General features: G+C 74.3%; 19 protein-coding genes. 12 read left to right on the top strand and 7 right to left on the bottom strand.

All coding sequences use genetic code 11. The features are described 5' to 3' along the window. The first annotated feature begins 175 nt into the window (after positions 1-175). A complete protein-coding gene (locus tag ABD236_RS34335) occupies positions 176-1,009 on the top strand; it encodes an RNA polymerase sigma factor SigF (protein ID WP_344081485.1) in 834 nt (277 codons plus the stop codon). Here ABD236_RS34335 and ABD236_RS34330 read toward each other — a convergent pair. Next, positions 921-2,117 (bottom strand): PAS domain-containing protein, encoded by a 1,197-nt coding sequence (locus tag ABD236_RS34330; RefSeq protein WP_344081482.1) that lies wholly within the window; start codon positions 2,115-2,117, stop codon positions 921-923. The two genes, ABD236_RS34335 and ABD236_RS34330, sit on opposite strands and share 89 nt — an antisense overlap. A 71-nt stretch (positions 2,118-2,188) precedes the next feature. On the opposite strand from ABD236_RS34330, the gene ABD236_RS34325 reads away from it, so the two are divergent. Both ABD236_RS34325 and ABD236_RS34320 read left to right on the top strand, forming a co-directional pair. Further along, the gene (locus ABD236_RS34325; RefSeq protein ID WP_344081479.1) at positions 2,189-2,896 is read left to right on the top strand and encodes an ANTAR domain-containing response regulator; all 708 of its coding nucleotides are present in this window, start codon (positions 2,189-2,191) and stop codon (positions 2,894-2,896) included. A gap of 128 nt (positions 2,897-3,024) precedes the next feature. Next, entirely contained in the window at positions 3,025-4,239 is a 1,215-nt protein-coding gene (locus tag ABD236_RS34320) for an aminotransferase class I/II-fold pyridoxal phosphate-dependent enzyme (RefSeq protein WP_344081476.1), read from the top strand. A gap of 37 nt (positions 4,240-4,276) precedes the next feature. Here ABD236_RS34320 and ABD236_RS34315 read toward each other — a convergent pair whose 3' ends face one another. Together ABD236_RS34315 and ABD236_RS34310 are read right to left on the bottom strand one after the other, a co-directional pair. Further along, the gene (locus ABD236_RS34315) at positions 4,277-4,933 is read right to left on the bottom strand and encodes a DedA family protein (protein ID WP_344081870.1); all 657 of its coding nucleotides are present in this window, start codon (positions 4,931-4,933) and stop codon (positions 4,277-4,279) included. Then, a complete protein-coding gene (locus ABD236_RS34310; protein WP_344081473.1) occupies positions 4,933-5,703 on the bottom strand; it encodes an MBL fold metallo-hydrolase in 771 nt (256 codons plus the stop codon). Before ABD236_RS34310 ends, ABD236_RS34315 begins: the two co-directional genes overlap by 1 nt. A gap of 267 nt (positions 5,704-5,970) precedes the next feature. Between ABD236_RS34310 and ABD236_RS34305 the strand changes: the two genes are divergently transcribed. The 6 genes from ABD236_RS34305 to ABD236_RS34280 all read left to right on the top strand — a co-directional run bounded on the left by ABD236_RS34305 (position 5,971) and on the right by ABD236_RS34280 (position 12,506). After that, positions 5,971-6,375, top strand: a complete 405-nt coding sequence (locus ABD236_RS34305; protein ID WP_344081470.1) for a hypothetical protein — start codon at positions 5,971-5,973, stop codon at positions 6,373-6,375. Between the two features lie 99 nt (positions 6,376-6,474). Beyond that, a complete protein-coding gene (locus ABD236_RS34300) occupies positions 6,475-8,601 on the top strand; it encodes a phage holin family protein (protein ID WP_344081467.1) in 2,127 nt (708 codons plus the stop codon). Positions 8,602-8,667: 66 nt separating this feature from the next. Then, positions 8,668-10,068 (top strand): amino acid permease, encoded by a 1,401-nt coding sequence (locus ABD236_RS34295; protein WP_344081465.1) that lies wholly within the window; start codon positions 8,668-8,670, stop codon positions 10,066-10,068. A 144-nt stretch (positions 10,069-10,212) separates the two neighbouring features. Further along, complete coding sequence (locus ABD236_RS34290; RefSeq protein WP_344081462.1) at positions 10,213-10,554, top strand: hypothetical protein; 342 nt, start codon at positions 10,213-10,215, stop codon at positions 10,552-10,554. Between the two features lie 63 nt (positions 10,555-10,617). Beyond that, positions 10,618-10,764 (top strand): hypothetical protein, encoded by a 147-nt coding sequence (locus ABD236_RS34285; protein ID WP_344081459.1) that lies wholly within the window; start codon positions 10,618-10,620, stop codon positions 10,762-10,764. A gap of 155 nt (positions 10,765-10,919) precedes the next feature. Further along, on the top strand, positions 10,920-12,506 hold the full coding sequence (locus ABD236_RS34280) for an alpha/beta hydrolase (protein WP_344081456.1): 1,587 nt from the start codon (positions 10,920-10,922) through the stop codon (positions 12,504-12,506). A gap of 13 nt (positions 12,507-12,519) precedes the next feature. On the opposite strand, the gene ABD236_RS34275 is transcribed toward ABD236_RS34280, so the two are convergent. Further along, positions 12,520-13,596, bottom strand: a complete 1,077-nt coding sequence (locus ABD236_RS34275; RefSeq protein ID WP_344081453.1) for a type III polyketide synthase — start codon at positions 13,594-13,596, stop codon at positions 12,520-12,522. Between the two features lie 392 nt (positions 13,597-13,988). Here ABD236_RS34275 and ABD236_RS34270 point away from each other — a divergent pair, with 392 nt between their 5' ends. Next, entirely contained in the window at positions 13,989-14,369 is a 381-nt protein-coding gene (locus tag ABD236_RS34270) for a nuclear transport factor 2 family protein (RefSeq protein WP_344081450.1), read from the top strand. Here ABD236_RS34270 and ABD236_RS34265 read toward each other — a convergent pair. After that, positions 14,359-15,162, bottom strand: a complete 804-nt coding sequence (locus tag ABD236_RS34265) for a helix-turn-helix domain-containing protein (protein ID WP_344081447.1) — start codon at positions 15,160-15,162, stop codon at positions 14,359-14,361. The two genes, ABD236_RS34270 and ABD236_RS34265, sit on opposite strands and share 11 nt — an antisense overlap. Positions 15,163-15,165: 3 nt before the next feature. Next, entirely contained in the window at positions 15,166-16,608 is a 1,443-nt protein-coding gene (locus tag ABD236_RS34260) for a glycosyltransferase 87 family protein (protein ID WP_344081444.1), read from the bottom strand. A 112-nt stretch (positions 16,609-16,720) separates the two neighbouring features. Between ABD236_RS34260 and ABD236_RS34255 the strand changes: the two genes are divergently transcribed. Both ABD236_RS34255 and ABD236_RS34250 read left to right on the top strand, forming a co-directional pair. Further along, positions 16,721-17,881 (top strand): molybdopterin-dependent oxidoreductase, encoded by a 1,161-nt coding sequence (locus ABD236_RS34255; protein WP_344081441.1) that lies wholly within the window; start codon positions 16,721-16,723, stop codon positions 17,879-17,881. Next, the gene (locus ABD236_RS34250) at positions 17,881-18,327 is read left to right on the top strand and encodes a hypothetical protein (RefSeq protein WP_344081438.1); all 447 of its coding nucleotides are present in this window, start codon (positions 17,881-17,883) and stop codon (positions 18,325-18,327) included. Before ABD236_RS34255 ends, ABD236_RS34250 begins: the two co-directional genes overlap by 1 nt. 28 nt (positions 18,328-18,355) lie before the next feature. Here the strand turns inward: ABD236_RS34250 and ABD236_RS34245 are convergent, their stop codons facing one another. Then, positions 18,356-19,174 (bottom strand): TrmB family transcriptional regulator, encoded by an 819-nt coding sequence (locus ABD236_RS34245; protein ID WP_344081435.1) that lies wholly within the window; start codon positions 19,172-19,174, stop codon positions 18,356-18,358. Positions 19,175-19,333: the final 159 nt, after the last annotated feature.

Here is a 19,333-nt window from a genome sequence, read left to right as displayed (position 1 = left end):
GGAGGAGTTTGGAGCGGATGACTCCGGGCAGGCGCAGCTCGTGCTTCGGACCGGAGGCACGTCCGTGGGAGCGGCTGTCCGCTCCGGGCGTGCCCGTGCTCAGGACGGGGTCCCCGGCGCAGCCCCTTCCCAGCGGTGACCACCATCCGATTCCACCGTTCAGGGAGCTGTCCGCATGCGTACGCACGCACCCGCAACAGCCAAGCACCCGCACGACGACGCGCCCGACACCGCGGCCGCGTTCACCCGTCTCGCCGCCCTGCCCGCCGGGCCCGAGCGGCACGCCCTGCGCCAGGAGCTGGTGCGGGCCTGGCTGCCGATGGCCGAGCGGCTGGCCGGCCGGTTCCGCAACCGTGGCGAGGCCCTCGACGACCTGCGCCAGGTCGCCGCCCTCGGCCTGGTCAAGGCCGTCGACCGGTACGACCCGGAGCGCGGCGCCGCGTTCGAGAGCTTCGCCGTGCCGACCATCACCGGCGAGCTCAAGCGCCACTTCCGCGACCACATGTGGACCCTGCACGTGCCCCGCCGGGTGCAGGACCTGCGCGGCCGGGTCCGCGCCGCCCGCCAGGAGCTCATGCAGACCGCGGGCACCCGCAATCCCACCGCGGCGGACATCGCCGCCCACACCGGGATGACCGAGGACGAGGTCAAGGCCGGTCTGGAAGCCCTGGACAGCTTCTCCGCGCTCTCCCTCGACGCCGAACTGCCGGGCGCCGAGGACGGCTACACCCTCAGCGACTCGCTGGGCGCGCCCGACCCGGCGCTCGACGTCGTCGTCGACCGCGAGTCCGTGAAACCGGGTCTGCGGCGGCTGCCGCCGAGGGAGCGGCAGATCCTCTACATGCGGTTCTTCCGCGACATGACGCAGAGCAGCATCGCCGAGGACCTGGGCATCTCCCAGATGCACGTCTCCCGGCTGATCAGTCGCTGCTGCACTCGGCTGCGGGACCAGGCCCTGCGGGAGCAGGCTCCGGCCGCTCATCGGCCGGTGGACCGGGACGCCGCATAGCCAGCGCCACATGACGGGCCATCACATCCATCGCCTGCGCCTCGGCCATGGAGAACGGCCGCGTCGGCCCCGTACGGAAGAGCGTGAGCACTCCCTGTACGGGGCCGGGCGCGCCGAGCGGTACGCACAGCAGTGACGTCACGCCCGCGCGGGCCAGCACCGGCGCGCCCGAGGGGTCGTGACCGAAGCCGTCGGTGTCCTCCGGCTGCACCTGGAGCGAGGTGGCCCCGGCCCGCGCGGCCTCCGCCACCAGTGGGGCCCTCGCCGGGTCCTGCCCGGCCACCGCGCGGCGCAGCTCGGCGTCCTCGGCGGCCGCCGGGCCGAGGACGGCGACCCGCCGCACCCCGCCCTCCACCACATCGGCGATCACCCACTGGGCGAAGCGCCCGCACAGCACCCGGGCGGCCGTCCCCAGCACCTCGGTGCCCTCGCCCGGCGGCAGCCGCAGCAGCGCCGCCGCCATCGTGTCCACCAGGTCCATCAGCCGGGCGTGCCGCGTCGACTCGTCCAGATCGGCCACCTCGGGCGCCGGGGCGGCGGCCGAGGCCGTCCCGGACCGCCCCGCCTGGAAGACCACCAGGACGGCCGGGTGCGGCTCGTCCGGCGGCCGCAGCGCGGTGAGGGTGGCCAGCAGCGGCTCCTCGGGGCGCTGCTGGAGGCGCAGGGTCAGGCCGCGGTCGCCCTCGCCGCGGGCCACGGCCGCCACCTGGGAGCGGAACGCGCCGCGGTCGCCGGGCGTCAGCCAGGACGCCAGCGGCCGTCCGGCGGCGTAGCCCGCGCGGGCCCCGGTCAGCCCGGTGGCCGCGAAGTTCAGCCGGCGCACCACGGTCTCGCGGTCGACCAGGACCACCGGCAGCGGCAGCCGTTGGAAGAGCGCCTTCAGCAGCAGCCGCTCCTGCCGGTCGCCCGGCGAGCCGGCCGCGCCCGCGGCGTCGGCGACGCACTGCTCGTACCGGGGCCACAACCGGTCGGCCACGTGCTGGAGTTCGAAGAGCGCGGCGTCCAGGAGCTGCTCCCCGACGTCCTGTGAGCGCGCGGTGCGCAGCTCGCCCACCCGTCTGACGAAGTCCGCCAGTTCCTCGCCGAATTCGTCCGCAGTCCGCGTCATACCAGCAAGTTAGCCGCTCGTACCGTTTCCCGGGCCGGGGCCGGGGAAAGCGCCGTTCAGGAGGTTCTCCCATGTTCTCCGAGCCGGAACGTCAACGACCGCACTCCGTCTCGCCCGTGGGCCGGCTCTCCCGGCTCGCCGAGCAGTCGGTGCGCTGCGCGCCCGCCTCCTGCGGCGCCGTCGCCACCCTCGCCGACAGCGGAGCCGATCGCCGGGTCACCGCCACCCACCCGGACCTCGACCCCCTCGCCGGCGTCCAGCTGGCCTGCGGCGAGGGGCCGATCCCGACCGCGCTGGACGTCGGCGCCCCAGTGGACACCGAGGACCTGCTGACGGAGCGGCGCTGGCCCGGATACCGAGCCCTCGCCCTGAAGTCGGGCGTACGGTCCTGTGTCACCCTTCCCTTCCGCCGCTCCGGCATCGAAGTCACCCTCAGCCTCTACAGCTTCCGCCCCGGCTCGCTCGACGACGCCATGGGCGGCGCCGTGCGCATCCTCGGCGAGGAGACCACCGCGGGGCTCGTCCGCGACCGCCGCTACCACGCGGCGCTCGCCGAGGTGGAGCAGCTGGAGACGGCGCTGCGCTCCCGCCCGGTGATCGACCAGGCCAGCGGTATCGTGATGCATGTGCTCGGCTGTGATGCCCCGGAGGCGTTCGCGCTGCTGCGCACCGTCTCGCAGCACGCCAACCGCAAGCTGTCCGAGGTCGCCGAGGGCGTGGTGCGCACCAAGGGCCGCGGCCTGGAGGACGAGCTCGCCGCCCTCACCCGCCCCGCCTGACGGCCGCGTGCCGGGGATCGATCCGGCCCGCGCGGGTACGCGTGCGGAGCGGCGCCGCTGAGCAAACGTCCGTATAAAGGGCTCAAGGGCCCGAAACGGCGGACCGCGGGGCGCGAAGGAGGCGGCGCATGCACGGGACGGTGGCGGAAGGCCGGGGACCCGTCCGCTACGGACCACCCGCGCCCGGCACCGGGCTGCCCGTCCTGCCCGCGCTGGCCGGGGTCCTGGCGGGCGCGGCCCGGCGCACCGCTCCCGAGCCGCCCGGCGGCGGCCTGGAGCTGCGCGCGGCCGCGTGCGGCCACTGGGGGCGGCGCGGACTGCGCGCTGAGCCCGACCTGGTGGCCGCCGCGCCCGGCGCCCAGCCGCTGCTGTTCGCGCTGCTCGCCTCGTACGGGGGCGACGTGCTGCTGCCCCGTCCCTGTCCGGCCTGGTGGACCCCGCAGGCCCGGTTGCTGGGGCGGCCCGCCTACCATGTGCCGACCCCGGCGGAGTGCGGCGGCGTCCCCGACCCGTTCGCGCTGCTGGAGACCGTGCGCCGGGTGCGCACCGAGGGCGGGGTGCCCCGGCTCCTGGTGCTCTCCGTCGCCGACGACCCGACCGCGACGGTCGCGCCGCCGGAGACCGTACGGGAGGCGTGCGAGGCGGCCGTGGGGGAGGGGCTGCACATCATCAGCGACGAGACCTGGCGCGACACCCTGCACCGGCCGCACGACACGGTCCTGTTCAGCCCGGCCGAGATGTGCCCGGACGACGTCACCGTCCTGTCCGACCTGTCGGGCGCGCTCACCCCCGCCGGGTGGCCCGCCGCCGTCGCCCGCTTCCCGGCCACCGAGCGCGGCGCCCAACGCCGGGCCCGCACCCTCGACGTCCTCACGGCGCTGGGCTCGGTCGTGGCGGGCCCGGTCGCCGTGGCCGCCGCGTACGCCCTGGGCGAGCCGGACCCGGTGGCGGTACGGATGCGCCGGGCGGCCGCGCTGCACGGCGCCGTCGCCGCCGAGGCCCACCGGCTGGTCCTGGCCGCCGGGGCCTTCGCCCGGCCCCCGCAGGCGGGCCGCCACCTCTACGCCGACCTCGGCCCCCTCCGCAACCGGCTGGCCGCACGCGGGGTCACCGACTCGATGGAGCTGGAGGAGCTTCTGACCGCCCGGCTCGGCGCCCCGGCCCCGGGCGGCCACCGCTTCGGCGACGAACTGGGCGCCCTGCGCGCCCGGCTCGCCACGGGCCCGCTGCTCGGGACGAGTGAGGAGGAGTGGGCGGGGACGCTGGACGCGGCGGACCCGCTGGAACTGCCGCACGTACGGCGGGCGCTGGCCGCGTTCGAGGAGGCGCTCGACGGGCTGTGAACTCGGGCGTGACCGCAGCCGCCACACCCGCTTTCGGCTACTTGGGGTGCGGGGCCTCGGCCGGTTCCGCGTGCGCCCCGTGCCGCAGCCGGCGCCACACCGTCGGGGCCCCGCTGATCACGACCGTCAGCACCACCGCCGCGACCACGCCCTGCCACGGCTCCGGGAAGAGCGAGCCGCCCAGGATGCCGATCAGTCCGTACGCGCCGGCCCAGGCCACACACGCGGGCACGTCGCCGCGGACGAAGGTGCGCAGCGGCATGCCGCCGAGCAGACACGCCAGCATCACCGGGATCCGGCCCGCCGGGACGAGCCGGGAAAGGACCAGGACCGCCGCCCCGTGCCGGTTCAGCTTCTCCTGGGCCTGCTCCAGGCGGTCCGGCGCCGCCCGGTCCCGCAGCGCCGCCAGCCACCGCGACCCGCTGTGCGAGCGCACCCCGCGCTGCCCCAGCCAGTACAGCCCGACGTCCCCCAGGAACGCGGCGAGCGCGCCCACCCCGAAGACCAGCAGCAGCGAGAACCACGCGGTCTGGTGGAAGGCGACCACCGCCGCCGTCGACACCAGCGCCCCGGTGGGCACCACCGGCACCAGCGAGCCGAGCACCACCAGGATGAACAGGGACGGATAGCCGAGCGCCTGCTGGGTCGACTCGGCCGGCACCTGGCCCGCCGCCCGCGCCAGGACCGCCGCGATCACCGGGCGACCTCGGGCCGTACGCTCTCGCCGTGCGTCAGCCGGTGCACCCGCACCCCGGGCGCGAGCCGGGCCGCGTGGCGGACGAAGTCCTCGCCGGGCGCGTGGAACTCGTGCGGGCGCACCCCGTCGAGCCCGATCGGCCAGTACGTGCCGTAGTGCACCGGAATCGCCGCCCGCGCCCCGAGCCGTGCCAGGGCCTCGGCAGCCCGGCCCGCGTCCAGATGGCCCGGGCCCAGATACGGCCCCCAGCCGCCCACCGGCAGCAGCGCCACGTCGACCGGGCCCACCTCCTCGGCCATCGTGTCGAACAGCCCCGTGTCCCCGGCGAAGTAGGTGCGCGCCTGGCCCTCGACGACATAGCCGAGCGCGGACGCGCGATGCGGCCCGAACGGCAGCCGCCGCCCGTCGTGGCGCGCGCTCACCGCACGGATCCGCAGGTCACCGGCCTCGACGAGGTCCCCGGCCCGCACCTCGGTCAGCCGCAGCCCCAGCCTGCGCAAGCCCGGCACGGCCCGGACCGCGCCGTGCGGCAGCACCAGCCGGGTGCCGGGCGGGAGCTGGGCCAGCGAGGGCAGGTGCAGATGGTCGGAGTGCAGATGCGAGACGAGGACGACCTCGGCGACGGCCGCGTCCGGCGGCGGCACCGCCCCCCGCCGCCTGCGCAGATGCGCCAGGCGGCGGGCGAAGAGCGGGTCGGTGAGCACCCGTACCCCGGAGTCCTCGACCGTGCAGGTGGCATGCCCCCACCAGGTGATCTCCACCGGCACCGAAAATCTCCTCCGCTCGAAAACCACCGTGCGCGCTGTTGGGTACGAGCCTAAGTGTCGTGGGGCGCACAGGACGGAGTCCGGGTAGGCATCGGTGCACGAAGGGAAGGCCCGGCATGATCATGCACTCTGAGCAGTGCCCGCGCTGCGGCGGGATACTCGCGGTGACCCAGGACGGCTGGAAGATCTGCCACTCCTGCGGCTACTCCTCGCCGCCCTGAACCAGGAGTAGGGTCGGCACCACAACGAAGGGCATGGGGGTCGGTCATGGGTGACGTGCGAGTGGCGGCGATCGCCAGTCTGACCCCGCTGGAGGAACTCGACCTGGATCCCTTCCTGGTGGACACCCGCAGCCAGCACGAGATGTGCGCGCGCTGGGCCGCCGACAAGGGGTACGTGGTCACCCGCCAGCTGCTCTTCTACGGACTGCGCCCCGACCACCTCGGCCTGTGGGCGGACGTGGAAGCGGGCCAGGTGGACCTCTTCGTCGCGCCCAACGAGCGCGTCCTGGAGCGGGCGTTGACGTCGGTGGCGGACTTCTCCGCCGAGTGCGAGCGGCGCGGGGTGCGGCTGGAGACGGCCGGCCTGGACGAACCGTCGTACGACGCGGCCAAGAAGGCCCACATCCACCGCAGGCTCTCGATGCCGACCGCCGGGTACGACGGCTGCTGACCCGGGCCGCCGCCCGCCCACAGACAATTGCGTCGGCCGGTTTCCACCCCTGTGACAGGCTGGGAGGGAACGGCTAGGCGGAAGGCAGTGACGAGCGGCGTGAACACAGGGCGATGGCGGACCGCGGGCAGCGCCCTGGTACGGGTGGTCGTGGTGTGGGCGGTCTCCACGCTCACCATGATGGTGCTCGCGGGGATCCTGCCGGACTTCCAGCTGAAGTCGGCGGGCGGCGACAGCGTCACCCGCGTCGCGCTCACGGCCGCCTGGGGCGCGGGGGCGTTCGGTCTGCTCTCTGCCCTGGTGTGGCCGCTGGTGGTGCGGGCCTTCCTGCTGGTCCCGGCCCTGGTCCTGGGCCTTCTGGTGTTCTTCCTCAACGGCTCGCTGCTGCTGGTCGCGCTGAGCCTGATCCCCAGCGGGCGCGGCGCGGCCCAGCCGGAGACCGCGGTGGTGGTGGCCGCCGCCATGTCGGCCGTCGCCTCGGCGACCTCCACCGCGCTCGCGGTGCGGGACGACAACGCCTACCGGCGCAGGCTCTCCCGGCTCGCCGACCGGCGCCGCCGCCGGCGCGGCGACGAGGACCGCGGCGCCGAGCCGCCCGGCACGGTCTTCCTCCAGCTCGACGGCGTCGGCCACGACGTGCTGTGCCACGCGGTCGCCGCCGGTCTGATGCCCACGGTGGCCAGCTGGCTGGAGACCACCCACCGGCTCACCCCCTGGCACACCGACTGGTCCAGCCAGACCGGCGCCAGCCAGCTGGGCATCCTGCACGGCTGCACCTTCGACGTGCCGGCCTTCCGCTGGTACGAGAAGGAGAGCGGCGAGCTGATGGTCTCCAACCGGCCCGCCTCCGCGGTGGAGCTCCAGCGCCGCGCGGTGCAGCGCACCGGCGACGGGGGACTGCTCACCGTCGACGGCGCCAGCCGGGGCAACCTCTTCTCCGGCGGCGCCGACCAGCTCGCCCTGGTCCTGTCGATGGCGGCCCGGCGCGGCCGCCGCAACCGCTCCCGCGCGGGCTACTTCGCGTACTTCTCGGACCCCGCCAACGCGGTGCGCACCGCGCTCTCCTTCGTCGCCGAGGTCGGCCGCGAGATCGGCCAGTCCACCCGCGCCCGGCTGCGCGGGGACGCGCCACGGGTGCGGCGCGGCGGGCTCTACCCGTTCATCCGGGCGTTCGCGACGGTCGTCGAGCGCGATGTGGTGGTCGCGGCGGTGCTCGGCGACATGCTCGCCGGGCGCACCGCGGTCTACGCCGACCTGGTGGCGTACGACGAGGTCGCCCACCACTCCGGGCCGCGCGGCCGGGACGCCCAGAAGGTCCTGGAGCGGCTGGACCGCTCGATCGCGCTGCTCGCCAAGGTCGCCGAGCACGCCCCGCGCGCATACCGGATCGTGCTGCTCTCCGACCACGGGCAGAGCCCCGGCGAGACGTTCGCGAGTGCCTACGGGCTGACCCTGAAGGACCTGGTGCGGGCCGGGTGCGGGCTGCCCGTGCCGCGCAGCGCCGGGCGCACCAAGAGCGGCGCGGAGGCGCGCGACGCGGTGCGGGTGGCCCTGCACCGGCCGGTTCCGCATGGCGGCGAGCCGGGGCCCGCCTCCGACCCGATCGTGCTGGCCTCCGGCAACCTCGGGCTCGTCTCCTTCCCGGACACCGCGGGGCGGCTCAGCCGTGAGGAGATCGACCGCCGCCACCCCGCGCTGCTGCGCACCCTCGCCGGGCACCCCGGCATCGGGTTCCTGCTGGTGCGCAGCGAGGAGTGCGGCGCGGTGGTCATCGGGGGCGCGGCAGGCGAGCGGATCCAGGAGGTGCCGATCGCCGAACTTCAGGACGACAAGGGCCCGCTGACCGGGTTCGGGCCGGGGGCCGCCGAGGCCGTGCGGCGCACCGACACCTTCCCGCACACCGCCGACATCATGGTCAACTCCATGTACGACCCGGTCACCGGCGAGGTGCACGCCTTCGAGGAGCAGATCGGCTCGCACGGCGGCCTCGGCGGCGAGCAGGGGCGCCCGTTCCTGCTGTCGCCGCGCGAGCTGTCGGCGCCGGTCCCGGACGCGGGGCCGCTGGTGGGCGCCGAGCAGGTGCACCACGTGCTGCGGCGCTGGCTGCGCGAGTCCATGGGGCCACAGGTGCCTCTGGTGGCGGCCACGCAGATTCCCCGGTCCGAGAGCGAAGCGGACGAACCTTTTCCGGTTGAGGGGGCCGCCCTGCGGGACAAATCCGCGTGATTTTGAGCGGAGCCCTCCGTACCCGACCATGAACGGGTTTTGGCACGGAGAGAGGCGCACCACCCCATGACCACGCAAGAGACCCAGAGCAGGCATGCCCGGCAGTTCGGATTGCCGGTGGCGACCGCTCTGGTCATGGGCAACATCATCGGCGGCGGGATCTTCCTGCTGCCGGCGTCGGTGGCCCCCTTCGGCACCATCAGCCTGCTCGCCTTCGCGGTCCTGACCGTCGGCGCGATCGCGCTGGCGCTGGTCTTCGGGCGGCTCGCCCAGCGGCTGCCGCGGACCGGCGGCCCCTATGTCTACGCCCGCGAGGCCTTCGGCGACTTCGCCGGCTTCCTGGCCGCCTGGAGCTACTGGATCACCACCTGGGTCTCCAACGCGGCGCTCGCCGTGGCGGCCGTGGGCTACCTCGACGTGCTGATACCGCTGCACGGCGACAAGGCGGCGACCATCGCGGCGGCGCTCGCCCTCCAGTGGCTGCCCGCGCTCGCCAACCTCGCGGGCACCCGCTATGTGGGCGCGGTCCAACTGGTCTCGACCGTCCTGAAGTTCGCGCCGCTGCTGCTCGTGGCGGTGGGCGGGCTCTTCTTCTTCGACCCGGCCAACCTCGGCCCCCTCCAGGCCGACGACCACAGCGCGATGGGCGCCGTCTCCGCCTCGGCCGCGATCCTGCTCTTCAGCTACCTCGGCGTGGAGTCCGCCGCGGTCAGCGCGGGCGAGGTCCGCGACCCGCGCCGCAACGTCGGCCGCGCCACCGTCCTCGGCACGCTCGGCGCCGCCCTGATCTACCTCCTGGGCACCCTCTCGGTCTTCGGCACCGTGCCGCACGACCGCCTGGTGGCCTCCACCGCGCCCTTCACCGACTCGGTGAACGCCATGTTCGGCGGCGCCTGGGGCGGCACCGCGGTCGCCGTCGCCGCGCTGGTCTCCATGGTCGGCGCCCTCAACGGCTGGACCCTGCTGAGCGCCCAGACCCCGTACGCGGCGGCCCAGGACGGCCTGTTCCCCAAGGCCTTCGCCCGTAGGACGCGGGGCGTTCCCACCGTCGGCGTCCTGGTCACGGTCGTCCTCGCCTCGTCCCTGACCGTCTACAACTACACGGCCGGCTCCCAGGGCGTCTTCGAGATGCTGGTCCTGGTCACCACCTTCACGGCGACCGTCCCGTATCTGCTGTCCACGGCGGCCCAGATCTACTTCCTCGCCTCCGGCCGCGCCGACCGCGTCCACCGCGGCCGCCTGGTGCGCGACGGACTGCTCGCCGCCCTCGCCGCCGCCTTCTCGCTGTGGCTGGTCGCGGGCTCCGGTTACCAGGCGGTCTACCAGGGCGTGCTGTTCCTCTTCGCGGGCGTGCTGGTGTACGCGCTGCTGGCGGCCCGCAAGCAGGCCCGGCGGGAGGACACGGCGGACGTGGCGGACGTGGTGGAACTCCCCGAGCAGGCCGTACGGGAGGACGCCCGCGCGTAGGAGACCCGCTGCGCGCGGGACCCGCCCGCTTCCGGCCACCCCCAAGGTGCAAGTCCTCCCGGTGAGCTGACGCACGTTCACCCGGGAGAGCGGTTCTCGCCCCGATCCGGGCAGGCCATGGGCGTGGGCGGGCAGGGTTGAGACATGCCGCCCGCTGTCCTCGCCGCCGCGCGCCGCGCCTGTACGGTGCTGCTCGTGGTGGCCGCGCTGCTCGGGGCGGCGCCGGGGGCGCAGGCGGCGGGGCCGCCGGCCGTGGACCGGGCCGCCGTGTCGTCGGCCGTGCCGGGCCCGGTGAGCGAGGAGCTGCCCGACGAGGCCGCGCCCGCACCCCCGGTGGCGGCCCGGAGCAGCCGCCCGGCCCCGGACGCCCGGCCCGCGCCGACGGCGCCCCGGCCCGCCCCGCGCGGGCCCGTACGGCCTGCCCATCGGGCCCCCGGCCGTCCCGCCTCCCTCGATGCCGTGCGCGGTGTGGTGCTGCGCTGCTGAGCGTTCCGTGCGGAACGAGCCCAGCGGTACGTCAACTCACCAGCCCAGCGAGGTGGTTCAGCCATGCCCATCGACCCCTTCGCGGCGCTCAACGCGATGCTGCGCGCCGAGGCCGCCCGGATCCGACCGGCCCCCGTGCCCGCCGAGCGCGAGGACCCCGAGCCCGCAGAGGAGCAGCGCCGAAACCCGGCCGACCCGCACGGCGAGTAGCCGGGACCGCCACGGCAGGGCGGTGGGCCGGTCCGGGCCGCCGCCCTGGTGACCTGCTGTTCTCACAGGGAGTGACGACAGCGGGCGATCCGTCGTGCGGTACTCCGTTCGGCGGCTTACGTTTGCTCGGGGGGCACCCGACCGAAAGGTCTGCCATGCGCGCAGGTACGACAGCGGGCGCCGCCGGTGCCGCGATGGCGCTGCTCGCCCTGGCGGTCCCGGCCGCGGCGGACGGCGCCGAGCCCGATCTGAGCCGCTTCTACGCCCAGCGCCTGACCTGGGGCGGCTGCACCGTCAAGGACGCCCCCAAGGGCATGGAGTGCGCCGAGCTGACCGTGCCCGTCGACTACGCCCGGCCCGAGGACGGCACCATCGCCCTGGCGGTGGCCCGGGTGCGGGCCGCCGAGGCGGGCGAGGGCCCGACCGGCAGGGGCACGGACTCATCCGGCGGCGCGGCCTCCGCGCCCGCCCCCAAGGGCTCGCTGGTCTTCAACTTCGGCGGCCCCGGCGAGTCCGGGCTCAAGGGCCTGGGCGGCTTCATGGCGGACACCGCGCGCCTGGCCCCGGCGTACGACCTGGTGAGCTTCGACCCCAGGGGGGTGGGCCGCAGCGCGCCCGTGCACTGCGGCGACGAGGCCGAGCAGGAGATCGAGAGCTCCTCGGACAGCGCCTCGGCGAACGACGCCGAGAGCCGGGCGCAGCTCGTCGAGGAGCTGCGGACGGTCGCCCGCGAGTGCCTCAGGACCACCGGCAAGCTGCTCCCGCACGTCGGCACCATCAACGCCTCGCGCGACCTGGACGTGCTGAGGCAGGCGCTCGGCGACAAGAAGCTCAACTACTTCGGCATCTCCTACGGCACCCGGCTCGGCGCGGTCTACGCGGCCCAGTTCCCCAAGCGGACCGGGCGGATGGTCCTGGACGCGGTGGACTCGCTGACGGCCGACGCCGCGCAGTCGGCGTTCGCCCAGACCACGGCCTTCCAAAAGGGCCTGGACACCTTCCTCGCGGACTGCGCGGCCCAGGGCGCGACCTGCCCGCTCGGCGCCACCACGTCCAAGGCCACCAGCACCCTGGACGCGACCGTCGCCCAGCTGGACCGCAAGAGCGCCAAGACCGCCTCCGGCGCCGACTTCACCTCGGGCGACCTGCGCACCGCGATCACCAACTCGCTCTACGCCGAGCAGCTGTGGCCGGTCCTCGCCCAGGGCATCGCGACCCTCCACGAGAAGGGCGACCCGGCGGTCCTCGACGAGATCAACAAGCGGTTCGCGGGGGAGGACGCGCAGGGCGACCGCGCCGCCGACGACAACAGCCGCGAGGCGATGCTCGCCGTCAACTGCGCCGACGACCCGGTGCGCGCCAAGGACCCGGCCGCGGAACTCGCCTCGCTGGAGGAGAAGTTCGCCAAGGCCTCCCCGATGTTCGGCCCCGAGCAGGTGGGCGCCGCGATCTCCTGCACGGGCTGGCCCGCCGGTACGGACTACCTCCGCGGGATCGACCGCACCGGCGCGCCGCCCGTCCTGCTGATCGGCACCCGGGGCGACCCCGCCACGCCGTACCAGTGGGCCGCGGAGACCGCCCGCCGCCTGGGCAGGGGCAGGGTCCTCACCTACGAGGGCGAGGGCCACGGCGGGTACAGCGCCTCGCAGTGCGTCCGGGACGAGGCGGACGCCTTCCTGCTCGACGGCGCACTGCCCGCCGAGGGGACGTCCTGCGCCCGCGAGACGCCCCCGGAGCACTGAGGGCCGCGGGCTCTCAGTTGCTCATCGCGGCGGCCATCGGGGCCGCTCTGGCCCAGCGCCCGAGGGCCGTCTCGGCGGTGATGCCGGGGCCGAAGCCCGCGATCAGGCCGCCCGCGCCGTCGGCCGCGCCGCCCTCGTCGAAGAGCCGGGCCAGCGCGTCGAAGACCACGGAGCTGGCGATGTTGCCGCGCTCGGTGAGGGTGGCCCGGCTGAAGCGGAACATCTCCGGCGGCAGCTCCAGGAAGTGGCACAGGTCGTCCAGGATGCGCGGCCCGCCCGCGTGGACGATGAAGAAGTCCATCTGCGGGATCTCCCAACTGTGCTGCGCGACCAGCGCCTTGAGGGCGGGTGCCAGCATCTCCATGGTGCCCGGGACGCGCTTGTCGAGCAGGAAGTGGAACCCGGTGTCCCGTACCGCGTACGAGATCCAGTCCTCGGTGTTGGGCACCAGATGGGAGCCGTTGCGCTCGATCCGCATACCGGTGCCGCCCTCGCCGCGCACCACGGCGGCCGAGATGGCGTCCCCGAACAGACCGTTGGAGAGCAGCGAGCCGACGCCGATGTCGGTCGGCTGGTAGCAGAGCGAGCAGAACTCGCAGGACACGATCAGTACGTTGGAGCGCGGATAGGCGGTGCAGAAGTCGTGCGCGCGGTTGATCGCCGCGCCCCCGGCGGCACAGCCGAGCTGGGCGATCGGCAGCTGCCGGGTCTCGGTCCTGAACCCCATGGTGTTGATCAGCCAGGCGGTCAGCGACGGCATCATGAACCCGGTGCAGGAGACATAGACGATCAGGTCGATGTCCTTGGGCTCCACCTCGGCGTGGGCCAGCGCCTGCCGTACGACACCGGGCACCCGGGCCTTGGCCTCCGCCTCGTACAGCAGGTTGCGCTCCTCGAAGCCGGGGTGGCGCAGGGTGTCCTCGATGGGCTGCACGATATGGCGGGTGAGGACCCCGGTGTTCTGGATGAGGCGCAGGACGAGGTCCCGCTGGGGGTGGTCGGCATGTGTCTCACGGGCGAGCGCGAGCGTCTCCTCCTGCGTGATCACATGGTCGGGTACGGCTACTGAGGGGCGGCACAGGGTGGCCATGGAACTTCCTTGTCTCCTGCCGGGCGGACGCCTGCGGTTTCCACGCGGGTGCTCCAGGGGTGTGCGGTCGTGTGCCTGGCAGGTATCCCCGAGCGTGATCATGCGCATGTCCTCGATCAGGGCAATTAACCGATTAGAGGGATATTGCGGACCGGGTACGTCACTCGGGTGACGGGAGGCCCCCGAGAAGCGGGCGCGCGGCGGTCCTCGGGGGTCGGTCGGAACGGCCCCTCCTCCGCGCCGCCCGCATTACCTGCCGGGTAATCGACCCCCGCCACCCCCGCCGGGCAAGGTGGAGCCATCGGGTCCCGGGCGGCGCACTCCGGCCGGGGCCCGGGTTCCCGCAGTGAACACGTCCCTGAACCCGATGCCCTTATGGAGGCCGATCCCCCATGTCCGAGAACCGCTATGAGACCGCCGTCGCCCGCTACTTCGAGGCGTGGAACGCCACCGGCTCGGCCGAGGAGCTGGCCAAGGCCGTCGAGGCCGCCTGGAGCGCGGACGGCTCCTACACCGACCCGCTGGCCGACGTCACCGGCCACGAGGCCATAGCCGCGCTCATCGGCGGGGCCCACGCCCAGTTCCCCGGCTACGAGTTCTGTCTGGAGGGGGCCGTCGACGGGCACCACGACGTGGCCCGGTTCCGCTGGGAGCTGGTCTCGGTCGCGGACGGGTCCGCGCCGGTCGCCGGGTCCGATGTGGTCACGCTCGCCGCCGACGGCCGGATCGCGACCGTCGCCGGGTTCCTCGACCGCGTACCCCCTACGGCGTGAGCGACTGGAGGTAGCCGAACGTCTCCGGGTCGGCCGGCAGGAACGTCTCGATGGCCAGCTCGGAGACGGTCACGTCCATCGGTGTGTTGAACGTGGCGATCGTCGATATGAACGACAGGACCGTGCCCCGGTGTTCGATGCGCAGCGGCAGCGCGATGGGGCAGACGGGGTGGTCCGCGGCGGCCTCGTCCGCCGCCTCGGGCACGGGGTGCGCCGCGACCTCCTCGTACAGCTCGCGCAGGGAGTCCGAGCGCAGCAGGGCGATCTGACGCTCCATCTGCTCCAGCAGGTGCCCGCGCCACTGGCGCAGATTGCGGATGCGCGGGGCCAGCCCCTCCGGGTGCAGGGTCAGCCGCATCGCGTTGAGCGGCGGGGCGAGCAGCCGCTCGGGCACGCCTTCGAGGAGCATCTCGATGCCCCGGTTCGCCGCCAGGACCGTGTACGTGCCGTCGACTATCAGCGCCGGGAAGGGCTCGTAGCCCCGCAGCAGCTGCTCCATGCCCTCGCGCAGGGCGCCCATGGAGGGGTCCTGGAGGGGCGTCTCCGCGTACTGCGGCGCGTAGCCCGCGGCCAGCAGCAGGGCGTTGCGCTCGCGGACCGGCACCTCCAGATGCTCCGCGAGGCGCAGGATCATCTCCTGGCTGGGGCGGGACCTGCCGGTCTCGATGAAGCTGATGTGCCGCGCGGACGAGTCGGCGCGCAGCGCGAGCTCCAGCTGACTGATCCTGCGCTGCTCGCGCCAGCCGCGCAGCATCGGCCCTACTCGCGTCTCGATCACGGCAGTTGCGGTCATACGTCAGACACTAACCCGGGCCTGTGACACCGCCCGTCGCCGCACCCCCCACCCGGCCAGCGCGATCGCCGCCGCCACCGCATAGGCGCTGGTCCGCACCACGTCGAAGGAGTGCGGCACCGCCCACGCCGTCACATAGCAGACGGCCCCGGCCGCCGCGACGGCCAGCCACTCCCAGCGGCCGTCCAGGGCCACGAGCGCGACGAGCAGCAGCGCGTACCACGAGTAGCCGGGCGTCATCAGGCAGAACGCCCAGCCCAGCACCAACAGGGCGCCGCTCCACGGCCGTTCCGGATCGCCCCGGCGCAGCACGTACAGGACGACGAGGGCGATCAGGACCAGCGCGGCGGGCAGCGCCCAGTCGTCCGGGACCACCAGCCGCAGCAGCCCGTAGCGGCTGCGGGCGGAGGCGTCGTCGTAGCCCTCCTCCTTCGCGTAGCCGCCGAGATAGCCGAAGACGGAGGCATTGGAGACCAGGGCGTACGGGAGGTAGGCGAGGGCCACGCACGCCGCCGCCGGGACGAGTACGGCCGCGGCGCGCCGCCAGTCCGGGCGGCGCCCCGCCAGGACGCCCGCGAGGGCGCCCGGCAGCACCACCGCGGGCAGCATCTTCGCCGCGATCCCGGCGCCGATCAGCACGCCCCCGGCGGCCCGGCGGCGCACCGCGACCGCGCCCAGCCCCGCCACCGAGAACAGCACGGCCAGCACGTCCACATGCGCGTTGTTCACCGCCTCGATCGGCACCGCCGGGCACCACGCCCAGTACGCCGCCCGCGCCGCGTCGTCCCCGCGCCGCCGCAGGACCAGCAGCAGGACGCCCGTGGTGGCCACCGCCAGCACGGCGCCGCCCACCTGGAACGGCTTGTGGCGGGCGCCGCCGGGGGAGAGCCCGTGCACCCCCAGGAAGTACACCTCGGCCACCGGCGGATAGATCGTGTGCACCTTGGGGCGGTTGAGGCGGGTGCAGCGGTCCGGCTCGCCGAACCGGGCCCGGTCCGGGCCTTCGCAGCCGGCGCCGCTCGGGAACAGCCAGCCGTCGCGCAGCCGGGCCAGCTCCCGGTCGGCGGGGGCATGGTCGTACGGCGAGATCCCGGCGGCCTGCACCCGGCCGTCCCAGGCGTAGCGGAACATGTCCGTACTGGTGGTCGGCGGCGCCGCGAGGCCGGTCGCGGCGACCAGCACTCCGCCCGCCAGGACCAGCCCCGCCCGGTGGCGGACCGGCACCCGCCGCAGCGACCGGGCGGCCGCGGCGAACAGCAGCCAGCAGGCCAGATACCACCAGGAGAGCGTGCCCGGGTGGACGTAGTAGCCGTCCTCGACGACCGTGAGGGCGAGGACGGCGGTCAGCGCGGCCAGCAGCACGGCGGTCGGCGCCGAGCGGCGCAGCGCGGGCGGCGCGTCGGCCGGGCGGGCGGCCCGGGCGGTGGCGGTACGCGGTGTGATCACCCGTCCACATTCGCAGGCGAAGGGGCGCCCGGACGGCCCAGAGCACCACGCGTCCGTGAACCGTAAGGTGTCAGGAGCCCTGTTCAGGGTGGTCCGGGGGTGTCATGGAGACATGAGGCCACGACTTCCGTTCCCCCCGCCGCCGTCGGCACTGCTGCCGTCCTTCCGGGGCCCTCTGCACGACAGGCGCACCACCACGGCGATCGGCCGGCTGCTCGGCGTCGCCATGCTCGTCTGCATGGTCACCGGGGTGCTCAGCCACTACCTCCAGGACCCGCCGGGCTGGCTGGCGAACGAGCTTCCGGCCCGCCCCCTGTGGGGGTACCGGCTGACCCAGGGCCTGCACGTGGGCGTCGGCATCGCCGCGATCCCGCTGCTCTTCGGCAAGCTGTGGTCCGTCTACCCGAAGCTGTTCGTGTGGCCCGCCTTCACCGGCGTACGGCACGCGCTGGAGCGGCTCTCGGTGGCGGTGCTCGTGGCGGGCGCGGTCTTCGAGGTGCTGACCGGGCTGCTGAACACCGTGCAGTGGTACCCGTGGCCGTTCAGCTTCGTCCCCGTCCACTTCGCCGTCTCCTGGCTGCTCACCGGCGCCCTGCTGCTCCACCTGGCCGTCAAGTGGCCGGACATCAAGGCGTACTGGTGGCGGCGCTCGGCCGCCACGCGCGCGCTGCCGGGCGAGGCGGAGAACGCGCTCGACCGGCGCTCGCTGTTCACCGGGCTCGCGGTGGCGGTCGGCGCGGTCACCGTGACGACCGTGGGCCAGTCCCTCACCCCGCTCAAGTCCCTCGACCTGCTGGCGCCGCGCCACCCCGACCACGGCCCGCTGGGCCTGCCGGTCAACCGCACGGCGGCGGCCGCCGGGACGACCCGGGTCGACATGGCGGCCTGGCGGCTGACGGTGGCGGGGCCGCGCCCGTACGAGCTGACGCTCGACGAGCTGAACGCACTGCCGCAGTACGAGGTGGAGCTGCCCATCGCCTGTGTCGAGGGGTGGAGCAAGAACGCCCGCTGGACCGGTGTACGGATCAAGGACCTCACCGAGCGGGCCGGGGCGCCCGGGGCCGCGCTGCGGGTCGTCTCGCTGGAGCGGCACGGCGCGTACCGCGTGATGGACATGGGCCGCACCTACGCGCGCGACCCGCTCACCCTCCTCGCGCTCCGGCTCAACGGCCGCGTCCTCACCCCCGACCACGGCTATCCGGCCCGTATCATCGCCCCGAACCGCCCCGGCGTGCTCCAGACCAAGTGGGTCTCGCGGCTGGAGGTGCGGTGATGGCGGGGCGTTACGTGGTGGGCGCGCTCGGGCTCGCGCTGATGGGCCTCGGGGTGTCGCTGGTGTGGGCGCAGTCGCCGTACGACGTGGCGGTGTGGCTGGTGGGCGCGGTCGTGCTGCACGACGGCGTGGTCGCGCCGCTGGTGCTGCTGGTCGGCCTGGGCGTGCTGGCGGCCCGCCCCTGGGCGCGCGGCCCGGTGCGGGCGGCCCTGGTCACCGCGGGCTGCCTCACCGCGATCGCCCTCCCGGACATCCTGCGCCCGGGCCCGGTGAACAACGCGACGGTGCTGCCGCTGGACTACGTACGCAACTGGCTGGCGCTGCTGGGGGTGGTGGGGGTCGGGTCCGGCCTGGCCTTGCTGGTCAAGCGGTGGCAAAGGGGGCACCGGGCGCCCCGTAAGGGGCGCGGGGAACTGCGCGAGAAGCGTCCACCGGCCCGCGGGTGAACACGCACCGCGGCCACACGCGCCGCACCTACTGCGCACGCGCACCCCGCATCGTCTCCGCCCCCTCCCACACCGTGAGGAACGCCAGCCGCAGGCACGCCGCGAGCGCCGGATGCTCGATGTACAGCGCGGTCGTCGCCCCGGTGCCCGCCACCGGATCCGGCATGTCGCACAGCACCAGCGCCGCGTCCGCGATCACCAGCTTGAGGGGGAGCTCCTCGGTGAAGCGGGCCTCCTCGCCCGCCTCGCCGAAGCGGGCGACGTTCTCCAGGACCTCCTCGTCGCGGAGCGCGTCGTAGGTGTACAGCGCCCGCACCGTGCCGCCGCCCCGCCGCAGCCGCCGCGCCGCCCTGAGGCCCGGCAGGTTGGCGGCGGGCGCGACGAACGGCGGGCGGCAGAAGGTGAGCAGTTCGCGGCCCGCCTGGTCCTGGATGTCCGCGAACCGCTCGGCGATCGTCCTCGGATCGCGCAGCACCTCGATGTAGTCCAGCGGGTCGGTGTGCGAGCGCCCGGCCTCCCACAGCGGCAGCAGCGCCGCCGTGAGTCCCGTCGAGACGTGTTCCAGCCGTTCCAGCGCCTCTCGCTGACGGGCCATCAGCCGGGTAAGCGCGAGCTCCGGGGCCACCGCGCCGAAGGTGGCCACCCGCCCCTGGTGGGCGACCGCCAACTGCGCCCTGACCAGCCCGTCGAGCACGTCGTAGATCCGCTGGCGGGGCACCTCGGCCTCGCGCGCCACCTCCGCCGCCGTGTAGGAGTCGCGCCGCACCAGCGCGAGGTAGACCCGCGCCTCGTACCGCGAAAGACCGAGGGCGACAAGGCCGTTGACCGACTCCTGCTCCGGCTCCATGGTCAACCACGGTATACGCGATCAGTGCGGTGTGATCCAGCCGAAACCGAGAAGAATCCTTGCCTTTCGCTTTGCCCGTACGGGAGTTGTCGGCGCGAGGCGGCTGTCCTACGTTCAACCGTGCCACCACTCAGCCGGGTGGCACTTTCTCCGAGGCGA

It is taken from the genome of Streptomyces crystallinus, assembly GCF_039521265.1.
In the GTDB taxonomy this organism is placed as follows: Bacteria; Actinomycetota; Actinomycetes; order Streptomycetales; family Streptomycetaceae; genus Streptomyces; species Streptomyces crystallinus.
This window is presented reverse-complemented; position numbering and strand designations above follow the sequence as displayed.

Coding starts and splice junctions, on each gene's coding strand:
- ABD236_RS34325 (WP_344081479.1), top strand. CDS start 2,189: ATGTTCTCCGAGCCGGAACGTCAACGACCGCACTCCGTCTCGCCCGTG.
- ABD236_RS34245 (WP_344081435.1), bottom strand. CDS start 19,174: ATGGAGCCGGAGCAGGAGTCGGTCAACGGCCTTGTCGCCCTCGGTCTT.
- ABD236_RS34335 (WP_344081485.1), top strand. CDS start 176: ATGCGTACGCACGCACCCGCAACAGCCAAGCACCCGCACGACGACGCG.
- ABD236_RS34330 (WP_344081482.1), bottom strand. CDS start 2,117: ATGACGCGGACTGCGGACGAATTCGGCGAGGAACTGGCGGACTTCGTC.
- ABD236_RS34255 (WP_344081441.1), top strand. CDS start 16,721: ATGAGGCCACGACTTCCGTTCCCCCCGCCGCCGTCGGCACTGCTGCCG.
- ABD236_RS34290 (WP_344081462.1), top strand. CDS start 10,213: ATGCCGCCCGCTGTCCTCGCCGCCGCGCGCCGCGCCTGTACGGTGCTG.
- ABD236_RS34285 (WP_344081459.1), top strand. CDS start 10,618: ATGCCCATCGACCCCTTCGCGGCGCTCAACGCGATGCTGCGCGCCGAG.
- ABD236_RS34320 (WP_344081476.1), top strand. CDS start 3,025: ATGCACGGGACGGTGGCGGAAGGCCGGGGACCCGTCCGCTACGGACCA.
- ABD236_RS34305 (WP_344081470.1), top strand. CDS start 5,971: ATGGGTGACGTGCGAGTGGCGGCGATCGCCAGTCTGACCCCGCTGGAG.
- ABD236_RS34275 (WP_344081453.1), bottom strand. CDS start 13,596: ATGGCCACCCTGTGCCGCCCCTCAGTAGCCGTACCCGACCATGTGATC.
- ABD236_RS34270 (WP_344081450.1), top strand. CDS start 13,989: ATGTCCGAGAACCGCTATGAGACCGCCGTCGCCCGCTACTTCGAGGCG.
- ABD236_RS34295 (WP_344081465.1), top strand. CDS start 8,668: ATGACCACGCAAGAGACCCAGAGCAGGCATGCCCGGCAGTTCGGATTG.
- ABD236_RS34280 (WP_344081456.1), top strand. CDS start 10,920: ATGCGCGCAGGTACGACAGCGGGCGCCGCCGGTGCCGCGATGGCGCTG.
- ABD236_RS34265 (WP_344081447.1), bottom strand. CDS start 15,162: ATGACCGCAACTGCCGTGATCGAGACGCGAGTAGGGCCGATGCTGCGC.
- ABD236_RS34250 (WP_344081438.1), top strand. CDS start 17,881: ATGGCGGGGCGTTACGTGGTGGGCGCGCTCGGGCTCGCGCTGATGGGC.